Below are 14,697 nucleotides of genomic sequence, written 5' to 3' on the forward strand. Positions count from 1 at the left end.
AACACCGGATTGTTTCAAAAGTGCATCAACAAGGGTGGTTTTACCGTGATCTACGTGAGCGATGATGGCTACGTTACGAATGGGAATACTCATAAATTGTGGAGTTAGAACTCTAATTGTCTCGATCGAGATTTACTAAAAATTGTAAATATCTATGGATTATTGTAGCCGATCGTGGGTATTATTGCTGTCTTTGGATTTCGCTCGATCGACTCATTTCTTGTACTAATTCAAGAAGCTCCGCACGGGAAAATCCGCTCCCAAGAGGGGATTTTACTAGATACTACGCGAAATTAACTAATCCTCGATCGATTATCTCGCCTTTACTATTAATTCCAGTCAGCAAAATTTGGTCTTGATATACTTCGACAATTCCAAAACTGTGGACGCTTTGAGCAAAAGCCGTCCAACTCTGCGCTCTCACTGGATATAAACCCGCGCCACCGCCGCCGCAGACCATATAAGTGGTTCCATCGATCGGTTTCGATCGTTGATAATTATGATCGTGACCGTTAATCCAGAGGCGAACTTTATGTTTTTTCAAGATGGGAGTGACATCTTTTGCCATTACTTGATTGACTTCGTACACCCCCGCGGAATAAATATTGTGATGTCCATAAACGATATTCCATTTAGCTTTACTCGCCGCTAATGCTCGATCGAGCCAATCTAATTGTGCCACTCGATCGGGCGATTGTCGATCGATCAGATCGTTAGTATTCAAGACAAAGAACCGGACATCACCTTGACCATGCATGTAATAACGTTGACCCTGCATATTAAACTCAGGATAAGCAACTTGAAGATCGCCATTCATTGTCCGCACGTCATGATTGCCTAAAGAAGCGTAAAACTTCACACCCTGCTGAAGTAAATCTTGATAGGGAATGGTAAAAACTGGTTTAATTTTCGTAAACTCTCCATTGGTATAGATATTATCGCCAGCCAGCAGGATCGTATCAAAAGGATTTTTTTCGTGGTAGAGAGCCAGCGCACGACCGACAGCATACTGCTTGGCACTACCCGTACCTGTATCGGCAAGGACGGCAAATCGCTGTAATAACTTGGACTTGGGTATTGCAACTGCCGACACTCCTTCGCCCTGGGAGGCATTTACACCATCGCTGCTAGAATTGAATCGATCTGCTAGTAATTTACCTGCCCCAGCAATACCCAAGCCAGCCAAGCTAGCTCCAATTAAAAATCGACGGCGGTTAGTACTCATAAAGTTTGGTTATTTGTAATGGGCTGACCTAATAAAGATGATAAATTAGAAGAAAGTGAAACTACTTCTACCGCAATGGCACCCCAGTCGAGGACAGGTAAACTAATGCAAGGATTGTTTGGACGGTTTGGGAAAAAGAACCCAGCGCAGCCAACAGTCTCTCCTGCAAATCCACGATCTAACAGTACTCCATCCCAGGCAGAAATTGAAGAACGGGAATTTCCGAGTGCGAATAGATTTGATGATGACGAGGAGACTAATTGGGATGATGCCGAAACATTGGCTGATGAGAATAACCCTGTCGTCTACGCTCAACCGATCGAACCAATCGTAGCACCACCAGTAAGCACTCCTCCAGATTTGGAAGAATGGGACGAGGCTCTACCCGCAGCAACAGTCAAAAACAGCAATATTCAAGAAGTCCGCCGCAGTAAGAAGCCCATACCCGCACCACAGAACGCGGATATGTGGGGGGACGATCTTCCCAAACGAACATTTTCACCCAGTAGTGCTCCAACTCCGACTCCAGCAACATCCACCCGAATAGAGCAAGCTATCGGTCTCTGGATGGCAATGCTGCAACAATTCCGCCGCTTACTCCCCGCCCCAATTCGTCAGCTCTCTGACGCGATTCTCACGGCAATTGTGGTGATGCTCGTAACTATTGGGATCTGGGTTGTCGATGGTTTTTTTGTACCTGGCACTAGTCCTTCAATTGCTAATCCACCAGCCGCATCGGTTGAAGTACAACCAAATGCCACATCTGCGGTAGCAATAGTACCAGAAGGTAGCCCCGAACAGGCATTTATCGAGGCAATTCAGACTCAACTGAGTGATATTACCAGTCAATATCCAGATGATATTATTCAGACACTGAAGGTCGATATTGCTGGAGATCGATTGATTGTCAAGCTTAATCCAATTTGGTATCTAGTTAGTGACGATCGACAAGATCGAGTCACAGATCGGATGTGGCTTCAAGCCAAGGCAAATCATTTTACCAAATTAGAGATCCAGAATGTACGGGGTGATTCGATCGCTCGCAGTCCCGTAGTCGGTCAACATATGATTATTTTACAACGACGACAGAGCTACTAACGATTTGCAGATAATCAATACAAAACACCAGACAAGCTATCGGAATCATTGCTGAAATCCGCAAACTTATCTGGTGCTTTAATTAAACTAACCTGAGTTCGGGTTAAGAATGTTGGCTTTTGTTCGTCACCCGCCCGCGACTGAAGTGGACTTGAGCTGTTAGCCTGGGGATTTATCCCCAGGTGGTAGCCAAACGAATCTTCGTTTAAGTCCCGCTCGATTGAAATCGGTGCTATTGATACAAAGTCCGCCTTCGCGGACCTTATTTACAATTTATTTGAATCTATACTTTAGTGCTAGATTTTAGTTTCTTTCTCATGCGTAATGCTGCTGTACCGCCGATAAAAGTACCAACGACGGTAAATGGCTCAGGTACTGCCGTTGGATCGGTCGGAATTGTGCTAGCACCTAATAAATTCTGGAACAAAATGCCATTATTATTTGTGCCTGTCGAACTTACATTGTCCCAAACATTTTGATCGGTGATCGCGAAAATACTACCAGCACCAATATTTTGATATGCCATCATCACATCTGATGAGTTAGTTCCGTTCATTAAGGCGATGGCAGATCCACTGATGTTTAGAGGGGCGAAAGCTGCATAATTGTAAGTATTGACACCTGCAGTCAGCGGATTACTGAGGATTTGTCCATTACCAACGGTCGCATCACGAAATCCACCATCTACAACTATATTGTTAATGGAAATATTACCACCTAAAGCTGTAATTGCAGCACTAATGCGGTTATTTTCATTTGGAGCGATAGTGCCGTGTTCGCCCATAAAAGCAATCCGTCCACCACCAGATAGGAAGGTGCTGAGTGAATTAAGTTCAGCATTAGTGTAAGAGTTAGCGGGTTGAACCATCCACAGCAGATTAATATTGGATAGATTATTCGTATCCAATGTCCCTGTCAAGATGCTAGAAGAAACTGGCTGTCCGCTTACGGTTAAGCCACTATTGTAATAATTATTGATTGTGCTCAGGCTGAAGCCACAGACATCACAACTGTTACCAAATACGCCTACAACATTGGCAGCTTGCGCTGAAAGAGAAGATAGGGTACTTATCAAACCAAATGTCAGAGAAGTTACTGCTAACGATGAAAATTTAAAGTTCATAGAATTCTTTGTTGGAGTTTAAGCGGAACAATTTTGATTCTCGTACTAAATTTCCCCGAAAAGGCAGAAAAGTAGTCCGAAAATTCTCAAGACTAGAGCGGTGAAGCTTGTATAAATTGCACAGCTAAAATCTAGATTATCGTTATAGTACCCAAATTTTTTCACAAACGATCGCTCAGCCCAAAAATTTGCTAAGATCGAATTCTACGGATGTATTTGGAGGTCTGTTTTCGTTACTGGGATTGGTCTCTAGTGGTGCGGATAACATCAGTAAGATGCGCTCGGTATAATCTACTGCACCGCATAATTCTCGCCCCAGGATATCTAATCCACCATTGGCATATTCTTCAAAGATCTGGATGCGCTGCTGCTCAAAATCGGCTCGATCGGGTGAAATTACGTTAATATTTTCGCTAGCCGCGATCGCAATTAGTTTCATTACCGGATCGTAACCGCGTGCGATGAATATCTCAATACTAATCGGTCCTGGTTCTTTCTTGGAAATTTCTCCCAGTGCTAAACGTTGATTTTGTTTGGCACCTAGTACTGCTGCAAACAACACCACATCAGCATAAGTCTGAAATGGGCTATTATTCTCAGTCGATGCAATTAGTGATTTGACTAATTCAGCTTTATCTTTTGCTACTCGAATCCGATTTTCAGACATGTAATAAGGGGGGGAGCGGGTGTCAGGGAGCAGGACTTGGCAGTAGTGGCGATCGCAAATGCTAATCCCACTATGTATGCGACATTTTGTATTTTCAAAGATGATGCCTAACGCAATTGCCACCACACTTAATAGCAGTGTAGCACTTTGCGCCCCTACAGCACTAAGGATTGTGCAAGATGAGAGCTTTTTTCAATGGCTACGCGATCGAACTGTAAAGCATTAAAATGAAGAAGGCATAGTCTAACATTCAAAAGTTGTCCCGATGTTGCTCATCGATTGGAACATCCCGCCACTGAATCAGTTGCCGTATTTTTACCTTTATCCAGCCTGCTCGATCCCAACATGAATATTCTCAGCGATTTACTAAAACCTCAAGCCACCCGCGAAAAGAAACAATCAAAGGGTATCCAAATTAAAACCGAGCGAGAGATTGGTATTATGCGCCAATCTTCGAGAATTGTTGCTACAGTCTTAAAAGAGATTTTCGGGATGGTAGAGCCAGGGATGACTACGGCGGATTTGGATGCTTATGCTGAGAAACGAATTCGGGAAATGGATGCAATTCCTAGTTTTAAAGGTTTATATGGATTTCCGGCGACGATTTGTGCCAGTATCAATGATGAAGCAGTGCATGGTATCCCCAATCGCAAGAAAGTAATCAAGCAGGGCGATGTACTCAAAGTCGATACAGGCGCGTTTTTTCAGGGCTTTCACGGCGATTCTTGCATCACGATCGGCGTAGGGACAGTCACTCCTGCTGCTGCTAAACTGATTCAAGTAGCAGAGGAGGCCCTCTACAAGGGCATAGAACAGGTAAAAGAAGGTGCTTACCTCCTAGACCTCGCAGGAGCAATTCAAGACCATGTAGAGGCAAATGGCTTTAGTATCGTCGAAGATTTTACTGGACATGGAGTAGGGCGAAATCTCCACGAAGAACCATCGGTATTTAATTTCCGCACGCGCGAAATGCCCAATGTGAAATTGAGAGCGGGGATGACGATCGCGATCGAGCCAATTATCAACGCTGGCTCGAAGATTACTAAAATGATGCCAGATAAATGGACTGCGGTCACGATCGATAAATCTCTATCGGCTCAATTCGAGCATACCGTTTTAGTAACTAAAGATGGCTATGAGATTTTGACCGATCGTAATTTAGTTTAATGGTTAAGGCTGATATCCCCGACTTTTTCAAAAAGTCGGGGATATTTGTTGAGATGTCTTGTGCAGTTGAGAAAGTAGCATAACCCGATCGCCACACAAATAGATCCTCATTCACAATGGAGCATAAGTAAAGCAAAAATAATATAAATTATGTACGGTAGCGTAGCAGCTTTTAATTCTGGATTGATTTTTATCGCTCTATTGGCATTTGGTTTATTAAATTGGTTTCAGATGCCAACTGGGAGTTTATGGGATTGGGCGATCGGAATTGGCATTTTTGAGTGGGCAATTTTAATTGTGACAGTCCCGTGGAATATCTATTTTAGTGCCCAAGCCGCAGTGCAGACAGGGAAGGAATCTCAACTCCAAGGCATTAGTGTCGAAGATCGCCAGATTCAATATGCGAGTGGGATTGCTACCAAATCTTTAATTGTGGCAATCGGGTTACATTTAGGTACCGCGATCGGGTTATATTGGTTAGCAATTAATGGAATTACGGCATTAGGCTATTGGAGTTCGATCGGCGTACTATTATTAACTCTATTACGTCCAGCAATTAGTACTTATGAGTATTTAGCAACCCGACTGAGTTCGATGCAGGAACAATTTGCTTACCCTCGTGCGGATATATTAGAGTTACGCGACAGGTTTCGACAATTAGAAGATCGAGTGACTCGATTAACCAGTCAATTAGATCCTAATAATGATGAATCTTGGCTAAGTCAGCAAAATAATCGAGGGGAAAATAATCGTGCAGAACTATCGAAAATTACCGTATCAATGGCAGACATGAAAGCAAGTAACGAACTAGATCATCAACGATTAGCGCAGGAAGCGAGACAAGCTATTTCCCAAATTACTGTTGATGGACAATTTCTCGAACACGCTCGCGAATTAATTAGATTCTTTAAAACAGCGTAAGAGGCTTTAGGCTCTAGCAATAGAATTGATTTCATACCTAACACCTAACACCCAATACCTAACACCTAACACCTAATATGATTCCTGGTGAAATTATTGCTCAAGATGGCGAAATCGAACTAAATGTCGATCGTCATACGCTTAAACTAACTGTAGCAAATACTGGAGATCGACCGATTCAAATTGGTTCTCACTATCACTTCTATGAAGTGAATGCAGCTTTAGAATTTGATAGAGTACCAACAAAAGGAATGCGTCTTGATATTCCGGCTGGTACTGCAGTCAGATTCGAGCCAGGAGACGAGAAAACAATTCAACTAGTCGCTCTAGCAGGATCTCGCGAAATCTACGGATTCAACGCCCAAATTGAAGGTAAACTCGATTCTTTGTAGAAGACGCCACGCGATGGAGTAAAGTTGAATTACAGTTAAACACGCCAAAGGGATGTCTATGATACAACCGAGATTAATCGATCGAATCGATAATTATTCGATCGTGCCAAGAGATTGACACAGTTGGCGAAAATCATCACCACGATGCTCGAAACTATCGTACTGGTCGAAACTAGCACAAGCGGGTGACAATAAGACAACCTTGGCTCGATGTTGTTCGGCTAATTCGATCGATCGATCCACCGCATTTGCCATTGTTTCGACGACTTCATAGTTAGTATATCCGACTGATTTTAATCGATTGGCAAACTGAGTGCCAGCATTACCAATTAATAATACTGCGGCTGCTTTTTGTTTAATTGTATCCAACCAAGCCAAATCATCACCTTCTTTAGCTTCACCGCCAGCAATCAAAATTACTGGTGCTTTTACCGCTGTCAATCCAACATCGGCAGCATCATAATTTGTCGCTTTACTATCATTAATATAATCAACACCTTCATAAGTGCAGACATATTCTAATCGATGGGCAACACCGGGGAAACTAGCGACAGCCAAGGCGATCGAATTATTCTCAATTCCGGCTATTTTGGCAATTGCAACAGCCATTAATAGATTTTGAAGATTGTGATCTCCAGGCATTTTGAGAGAGTCAGCTTGCAACACTTTCTCGCCTCTAAATATCACCCAATTATCTTCAATCCAGATGCCATTATCGGGATTGCCTTGTAGATGTTGTTTGCCTTCTACGCTCGTCCAAGTAGCAGCTTGCCAGTCAGATCCTCCTAGATTGTGGAGGTATCGATCGTCGCCATTGAAGATTTTATACTGTGAATTGCGGAGTAATTTAGCTTTGATATTTGCATAATTATCGACATTTTTATGACGGGCTAAATGATCGGGAGTCAATGTCGTCCAGACTCCTATTTGGGGTGTGAGCGTAAAAGTAGACTCGATTTGATAACTACTCAACTCGGCAATAATCCAGGCTGGTTTGGTTTCTAATAATGCTAGTTCGCAAGCTGCAAAACCGATATTACCACAGCCGATCGTTTCTAATCCAGCAGCTTTAAAAATTGCATCAGTTAGAGCTGTTGTAGTGGTTTTACCATTGGTACCCGTAATCGCCACCCAGGGAATATCCTGGAGATGTCGCCATGCTAATTCCATCTCGCCGATCGTGTCTATCCCCATTTCTCTGGCTTTGACGAGGGGGGCAATATCCCAAGGGACACCAGGGCTGACGACGATCGTATCTTCGGTGGTGGGGGCGAATTTGTCGCCGAGTTTGACCTTAATTCCGAGTGTTTCTAATTCTTGTTTTTGAGTTTCGAGGCTGGTGCTATTATTACTATCGCTGAGGGTGACTGTATAACCATGTTTGATTAGTAGTTTTGCAGCGGCGATACCCGATCGACCTAATCCGATTACAGTAGCTTTTTTCATATATATTTTTATCAGTCGTGAGGATAGTATTTTTTCAACCGCAGAGGACAAATGTTCGATCTTAAATCAATTTTCCCACCATATTTTACTCGATCGTGAGGATTTAGATAGAATAAACGCATTCAATTTCAGTTGAATCTATGACTGCATCTCAGTACGTTTTTACTGATGCTTGCTATGTATAGAGAGAAAGATTATGAAAAGCCGTTAAAAGTTGTTCGGTAGGAGGAAATAGTCATATCTTGTACTAAAACATAAGTACTATCACGAATCTAATCATTAAAGCCTGAAACCATCGCGAAAACGTCCCGATGGAACAGATCGAGGGCTGTTTTCAGGAGTTAATATGTACTGGTGCAAGATATGAGTAAGCTAAAAAGAGTTTTTAGGTAGTTTCGATCGATAGACTCCCGACAAATCAGGTAGTTTGACAGAAAGCGATCGAGCCGAATCTTCCAGTCATTAGAGCGATCGCTGTTATAGTGGGAGGAGATACAGCCCAACTTCTCTAAGGTGTATAAATACAGATATAAGGTTCCCAGCACCTGGAAAATATTGCTAGCAAATAGTTTATTCATCACCATCCCCTGTCTCGATCCGCTAGACCGTCGGGTTTCCCTGCGAGTGCGAATCGCTATCCCCCTTCCCTCTTCATGCTAGCCATGTTCGACAAATTGCGCGACATCATTCGCCATTGGTGGATGGAGTTCACACTTCAAACCAAACTGATGGGAGCAGCCACTTTAGTGGTGTCGTTGATTGTTAGTGGCTGCACCTTTTGGGCGGTAAATACCATTCAAGCGGATGCGCGAATTAACGATACCCGATTTGGGCGAGATTTAGGCTTGCTGTTGGCGGCTAATATGGCTCCACAGTTAGCTGAAAACGATCTGACTAGTGTCGCGCGGTTCTCTAATCGGTTTTATCATAGTACGTCGAGTCTGCGGTATATTCTCTACGCTGATGATGCGGGAAATATTCGGCTGGGGATTCCTTTCTCAGAGTCGGAGGTGCAAAACTCGCTGATGATCGAGCGACGGATTCATTTACCAGAGAGTAATGGGAATAAGGATTTACCATTAGTACGTCAGCATCAGACTCCTGAAGGGGTGGTGACTGATGTATTTGTCTCGATCGAGCATGATGGCAAGTTTCTTGGTACGCTAGCGATCGGGATTAATCCTAATCCTACAGTGGTTGCGTCCACTGGGTTGACGCGGGATGTGACGATCGCGGTATTTGTGTCGATTTGGGTAATGGTACTTTTGGGTGCGGTATTTAATGCGTTGCAAATTACCAAACCGATTAAAGAGTTACTGTCTGGAGTGCAAAATATTGCTTCGGGTAATTTCAAACAACGAATCGATCTACCTTTGGGTGGCGAATTGGGAGAGTTAATCGATAGTTTTAATGAGATGGCAGAGAAGCTAGAGATATTTGAAGAACAAAATATTGATGAATTGACGGCTGAGAAAGCGAAGCTGGAAACACTAGTTACCACGATCGCCGATGGGGCAGTATTAATCGATAATAATCTCCATATAGTGTTAGCAAATCCTAACGCTCGTCGCTTTTTTGGTTGGGATCATCTGGACTTAGATAAAACTAATGTCTTGCATGTTTTACCTGGCAGCGTTTCGGCTGAGTTAACTCGTCCTTTATATCAAGTAGCGGCTGGGAAACTTGAAGGGGAAGAGTTTCGGATTACACTCAATCAACCCGCTCATCGCACAGTGAGAATTTTAATTACTAGCGTACTCGATCCCATTAAGGAGAATGTTCGGGCGATCGCGATGACGATTCAGGATATCACTCGCGAGGTAGAATTGAATGAAGCAAAAAGTCAATTTATTAGTAATGTCTCACACGAACTGAGAACGCCATTATTTAATATCAAGTCATTTATCGAAACGCTTCATGAGTATGGCGATGAATTAACTCAAGAAGAACGGAGCGAATTTCTCGATACAGCTAATCGCGAAACAGATCGGCTAACACGATTGGTTAACGATGTCTTAGATCTATCGAAATTAGAATCATCCCATACCTATTTATTTGGTGCAGTTGAATTGGCTCGATCGATCGAACAAACCTTACGTACCTATCAACTTAATGCCAAAGACAAAGGCATCGAACTCTGTCAGGATATCGAACCCGAACTGCCAGACATCTCTGGTAACTATGATTTGATCCTCCAGGTGCTCGCAAATCTGGTCGGCAATGCCCTCAAATTCACCAAAGCGGATGGAAAAGTCACAATCCGCGCCCATCGCGTGTCATTGCAGCCTGAGCCGGGAGAAGAGAATAGTAATACTGTCGTTAGAGTCGAAATCATCGATACCGGAATCGGGATCGATCCTGAAGATCAACGAGCGATATTCGATCGATTCTTCCGTGTCGAGAACCGCGTCCACACTCTAGAAGGAACTGGATTGGGACTCTCGATCGTCCAAAATATCATCGAGAAACATCACACTCAAGTTCATATTACTAGTGCTGTGGGCGTGGGAACCACTTTTTGGTTTGATTTAGCCATCCATCAACCGCAGCTTCCACAGGCAGAAAGTTTGGAACTTGTAGCGGCGAACATAGAGTAGAGAGTAGCGTAATCCTCGGATTAAACCACCCTCTTAGTTAGGGATCTAGATCCCCAGAGCTTAAACCTAAAGCTTGGATATTTGACAGAATAAGCTGGTGAAAACTAGGATTATTGAATCTTTTGGCTGATAATGCACCTAGCAACAGGACTGTGCGAGCGGCTTCTGACTGTCCTAAATAATGGAGTGCTAAACCTTCGGCATAGAATCCAGTTTCATCTCGATCGACCAATCGCTCCAATCCTCGATCCTGTATCGTGCGAGCTTGCTCGAAGTCTTTCATTGCTTTAGGAATATCGCCTAACTCATGATAGACAATACCCCTGTGGTATCGAGCCGAAACATAGTTAGGCGAAATCTCGATCGCTTTACTAAAATTGGCAATTGCATTATTCTTCAAGCCCAATAAACTATTAACTACCCCTAGTATATAATTAGACCAAAAGTAAGATTTGCCGAAAGCGTTCACCGCCTGACAATCGAGTTTAGCGCGGGGATAATCTTTTTGTCGAAAATAAATCCAACTCCGCTGAGTCCAGGCGTTAATATGATGCGGATCGAGATCGATCGTGCTGGTGTAATTAACTAGTGCCAGTTGGAGATCGCCAAGCTCGGCGTAAGTTAATCCCCGTCGAAAATGTGCATCGATAAATTTAGGGTTTAATTCAATCGCTCGATCGCAATCTTGGAGAGCTTCCAAATGATTGCCCAGACAACGATGTATCTCCGATCGATCGTCGTATACAGCAGCGCGAGGCTTGAGATCGATCGTCACATTAAAATCGGCTAATGCACCTTTGAGATCGCCCAATTTTTGGCGCGTGCGTCCGCGAGCATGATGAAACACATGTTGGCGAGATTGCAAGGCAATTGCTCGATCGAAGTCTGCTAATGCTTCAGGGAATTTCTCCAATCTTTCATAACAAATTCCGCGATAACAGTAACCATTCGGATCTTGAGGATAAGTCTCTAGATGTTGATTCAGGCTAAGTAGGGCGATTTGATAGTGCTCGACTTTGACGAGCGCGACTGCATTTAACCAGCGTGCTGACGGATGATGGGGGGAATGTTCGAGAATGCGCTTACAATCAGCTAAAACTTGGTAGTAATTTTTGAGTACTTTTTGGACTAAGGCTCGCTGATAGTAGAAATCGATCTGGGTGGAATCGCATTGAATTGTCAGATCCCAGGCAACTAGAGCACCTTCATAATCTTGAATTTGCTCGCAAACTTGGGCGATGCCACGGTGTGCGCTGGCTAATTGGGGATTCCACTCGATCGCAATTTTATAAGCCGATCGAGCCTTTGCATAGTCTTTGGCGGCCAGAGACTTGTTACCGCTTTTGTAGTATTGAAGTGCTAAATCTTTGGCGGTAACAGAGGGTCCATCTTGGATAACTGGTGCTGCTACTCTTGCCGAAGATTCTACCTTGGGTGACGATTCCGCCGGATGTTCTGGTTTGGCACTGACGGGAGGATCGACAATTACAGCCGATTGGGGACGATTTGCTGGCGGTCGATCTCGCGTCTCTATTGGCGGATTGCGACTCTGTGTTGCACTGCTACTAGTAGCCTCTTGCCGAACAGCAGGCGCATTGACTGGGGATCTCTGTGCTGTCGATTGTGCAGGTGCATTGGTTGATGTGTCACTCGCCCAAGGATCGACGATCTTCGATTCCGCTGGGGTAGAGTGATTATTTGGTAAATCGGCTGATATATCGTTTGCCCAAGGATCTTCAAAACTCGATGGTGATGGCTTTGCTGGATTTGATTTCAGTGTTTGAGCAGGAGGAGTGGATATTCCTAAAATATCTGAATAGTCGTGCTGAGTGGCAAACTCTGGAGCAGAGGAAGGTGAATAGGGTTTCGACATAGCCGGAGTGCCTCAAAAAAAGAATAGTTTATAGCGGGTTATATTGTCGTTGGCGAGAGCCTCTCCGGTGGAGAATCCACAACTCTAGCCATACTCGATCGCTAAATTGAGATTGCTACTGTAATCCAAATATTAGTCCGAAAATTTAGACTAAATAGATGGCCGATCGCGCCGGATCGTTCAGAATCTGAGATAAGTGTACCAACAAGAGTGTTTTTTCGATCTTAACTAAACTCTCGAAAAATCGGCTCAGTATTTACACGACAGTTTAGATTTGTGATGGACAATAAATACCTAAAATTGGCGACAGAGAGAAGAGGGGATCGGGATCATCCCACTTTTTAAAATTCTTAAAGAGAAAATAACCCGATCGCTGAATAGTCTGATGACTGGTTCTTGATAATTTATTCTACGAACAATTAATAAAAAGTTGGATGCTCCCGAGGGTATCTCCATCGAGCCAGACTCAATTCATATCTAAAGCTTCAATCGTAAACACAATTTGCCGATGAAACACAGTGCTTTTGAGTTTCTGAGCGCGCAATGCTGATTGCTGTAGAATTACTCGGGCTGTTTCTGAGTACCCCATATGATATAAAGCCAAACCTTCGGCATATAATCCCGTTTCATCTCGATTGACAGTAGTATTTAAGCCTTGATTTTGGATTGATTGTGCTAGATTAAAATCATCGATCGCTTTGCTTTCATTTTTGAGATCGTATTGTAATAATCCGCGATGATATAAAGCACAAATAAAACTAGGCTCGGAATCCATCACCTTTGTAAAACTAAAAATTGCTTCTTGCTTAAACCCCGACAATGATTGCACCACACCCATTAAATAATTAGCAGGTACCGAGCAACGATCGGCAGATAGAACTGTCTCACAGTCTCTCATAACTGCCGTATATTCGCCGTGCCGAAAGTAGATCCAACTCCTTTGAATATAAGCATTGATATCCTGCGGATCGATCTGGATCAGTCGATGATAATCAGCCAAAGCCGCGTGAAGGTTGCCAACTTCAGTATTAATTACACCCCGTTGATAGTGAGCATTTACTAATTTAGGATTGAGTCGGATTGCTCGGTCGGATTCAATCAATGCTTGAGGATAATCACCTCGATTAATATAAATATCGGCACGATTAACATATGCCTGTGCCAGATAAGGATCGAGTTCGATCGCCCGATCGTAGTCGGACATTGCTCCTGTAAAATCACCCAACTGTTGGCGAATTCGTCCGCGCCTTCTATTTAAAATTGCTAAATTATCTTTGAGATCGATCGCACAGTTAAGATCTATTAATGCCTGTGTCAAATTACCCAATCTCTCGTAGCAGATGCCCCGATAGTAGTGGGCATAGAAATCATCACTCCGTAAGTTTAAATACTGATTGAAATTAAAGATTGCTAGTTGATGGTTCCCGATTTGAAAATGAGCGCGAGCATTCAACCATCTAGCTGAAATGTCACTAGGTTGCTGTTCGAGAATAAACTTACAATCAGCGAGGATTCCAGCACAATCCCCAATTTTTTTGTTAATTAAAGCACGACAGTAATAAAAATCTAAATTTTCGATATCTCTTTGGATCGCCCGATTGCAGGCAACTAAAGCGGTTAGATAATCGCCGACTTCATAGTAAATTCGTGCCAGCCCCCCATCGGCGACGGCGAGAACTGGAGAGATGTTAAGGGCTATTTTATAGTCAGTTTCGGCTTGTCGATAGTCTTTCAACTCCATCGACGATTCACCCCTACCACAATAAGCCAACGCAAAGTTAGGATCGAGTTCTATTGCTTGAGTATAGAACTCGATTGCTCGATCGTGCTCGCCATTAAAGGCTCGATCGTTCCCTTCTTGATATAATTTTTGGACTTGGGTGTTGACTTGCTGCTTGGGCAAATCTAGCGATCTTGCAGATCTCAACTCGATCTTGGGGTGCGGCATAAATGGTAGTTTTCTCGGTATTGCTTCTGGGCATACAATTCGTCATGGCAAATGTAGCCCAATTCAACGTGAGTTCGATGGATTTGTACCATCGGTATCGATAGAGACGGAAAGGATCGGCGATGCGGATCGGCTCCGGTGAATCGAGACTACTGTGGTTGCTTGCTTATTATTCCCCTTTTAGTGGGATCTATTTACACTATAGACATACTTTTTTCTACCACAAAACTAGCATTGCGT

Annotated in this window: 12 protein-coding genes; 5 read left to right on the forward strand and 7 right to left on the reverse strand. The window is 43.4% G+C overall.

Annotation, left to right across the window (positions count from 1 at the left end; genetic code table 11):
* A partial coding sequence (locus tag RMO55_RS05995; protein ID WP_310424874.1) for a GTP-binding protein occupies positions 1–93 on the reverse strand: 93 nt, incomplete at its 3' end.
* A gap of 190 nt (positions 94–283) precedes the next feature.
* Positions 284–1,225 carry a metallophosphoesterase gene (locus RMO55_RS06000; protein ID WP_310424830.1) on the reverse strand — a complete coding sequence of 314 codons (942 nt, stop codon included), beginning with the start codon at positions 1,223–1,225 and terminating at the stop codon, positions 284–286.
* 75 nt (positions 1,226–1,300) lie between these two features.
* On the opposite strand from RMO55_RS06000, the gene RMO55_RS06005 reads away from it, so the two are divergent.
* Positions 1,301–2,323 carry a hypothetical protein gene (locus tag RMO55_RS06005; RefSeq protein ID WP_310424832.1) on the forward strand — a complete coding sequence of 341 codons (1,023 nt, stop codon included), beginning with the start codon at positions 1,301–1,303 and terminating at the stop codon, positions 2,321–2,323.
* A gap of 283 nt (positions 2,324–2,606) precedes the next feature.
* Here RMO55_RS06005 and RMO55_RS06010 read toward each other — a convergent pair whose 3' ends face one another.
* Positions 2,607–3,446 carry a PEP-CTERM sorting domain-containing protein gene (locus RMO55_RS06010; protein ID WP_310424834.1) on the reverse strand — a complete coding sequence of 280 codons (840 nt, stop codon included), beginning with the start codon at positions 3,444–3,446 and terminating at the stop codon, positions 2,607–2,609.
* A 175-nt stretch (positions 3,447–3,621) separates the two neighbouring features.
* Positions 3,622–4,113 carry a DNA phosphorothioation-associated protein 4 gene (locus RMO55_RS06015; protein WP_310424836.1) on the reverse strand — a complete coding sequence of 164 codons (492 nt, stop codon included), beginning with the start codon at positions 4,111–4,113 and terminating at the stop codon, positions 3,622–3,624.
* A gap of 345 nt (positions 4,114–4,458) precedes the next feature.
* On the opposite strand from RMO55_RS06015, the gene map reads away from it, so the two are divergent.
* The 3 genes from map to RMO55_RS06030 all read left to right on the forward strand — a co-directional run bounded on the left by map (position 4,459) and on the right by RMO55_RS06030 (position 6,593).
* On the forward strand, positions 4,459–5,280 hold the full coding sequence (map, locus tag RMO55_RS06020) for a type I methionyl aminopeptidase (protein ID WP_310424876.1): 822 nt from the start codon (positions 4,459–4,461) through the stop codon (positions 5,278–5,280).
* A gap of 150 nt (positions 5,281–5,430) precedes the next feature.
* The gene (locus RMO55_RS06025) at positions 5,431–6,201 is read left to right on the forward strand and encodes a hypothetical protein (RefSeq protein ID WP_310424839.1); all 771 of its coding nucleotides are present in this window, start codon (positions 5,431–5,433) and stop codon (positions 6,199–6,201) included.
* Between the two features lie 77 nt (positions 6,202–6,278).
* The gene (locus RMO55_RS06030) at positions 6,279–6,593 is read left to right on the forward strand and encodes an urease subunit beta (protein ID WP_310424841.1); all 315 of its coding nucleotides are present in this window, start codon (positions 6,279–6,281) and stop codon (positions 6,591–6,593) included.
* 93 nt (positions 6,594–6,686) lie between these two features.
* Here RMO55_RS06030 and murD read toward each other — a convergent pair whose 3' ends face one another.
* On the reverse strand, positions 6,687–8,039 hold the full coding sequence (gene murD, locus RMO55_RS06035) for a UDP-N-acetylmuramoyl-L-alanine--D-glutamate ligase (RefSeq protein WP_310424843.1): 1,353 nt from the start codon (positions 8,037–8,039) through the stop codon (positions 6,687–6,689).
* Positions 8,040–8,692: 653 nt separating this feature from the next.
* Between murD and nblS the strand changes: the two genes are divergently transcribed.
* Positions 8,693–10,636: a two-component system sensor histidine kinase NblS gene (gene nblS, locus RMO55_RS06040; protein ID WP_310424845.1), complete on the forward strand. Its 1,944-nt coding sequence runs from the start codon at positions 8,693–8,695 to the stop codon at positions 10,634–10,636.
* Positions 10,637–10,673: 37 nt separating this feature from the next.
* Here the strand turns inward: nblS and RMO55_RS06045 are convergent, their stop codons facing one another.
* A complete protein-coding gene (locus tag RMO55_RS06045) occupies positions 10,674–12,509 on the reverse strand; it encodes a tetratricopeptide repeat protein (RefSeq protein WP_310424847.1) in 1,836 nt (611 codons plus the stop codon).
* A gap of 466 nt (positions 12,510–12,975) precedes the next feature.
* On the reverse strand, positions 12,976–14,457 hold the full coding sequence (locus tag RMO55_RS06050; protein WP_310424849.1) for a tetratricopeptide repeat protein: 1,482 nt from the start codon (positions 14,455–14,457) through the stop codon (positions 12,976–12,978).
* Between the last annotated feature and the right edge of the window lie 240 nt (positions 14,458–14,697).

Origin of the sequence: Chamaesiphon sp. VAR_48_metabat_135_sub, from assembly GCF_031418915.1 — a bacterium.
Lineage (GTDB): Bacteria > Cyanobacteriota > Cyanobacteriia > Cyanobacteriales > Chamaesiphonaceae > Chamaesiphon.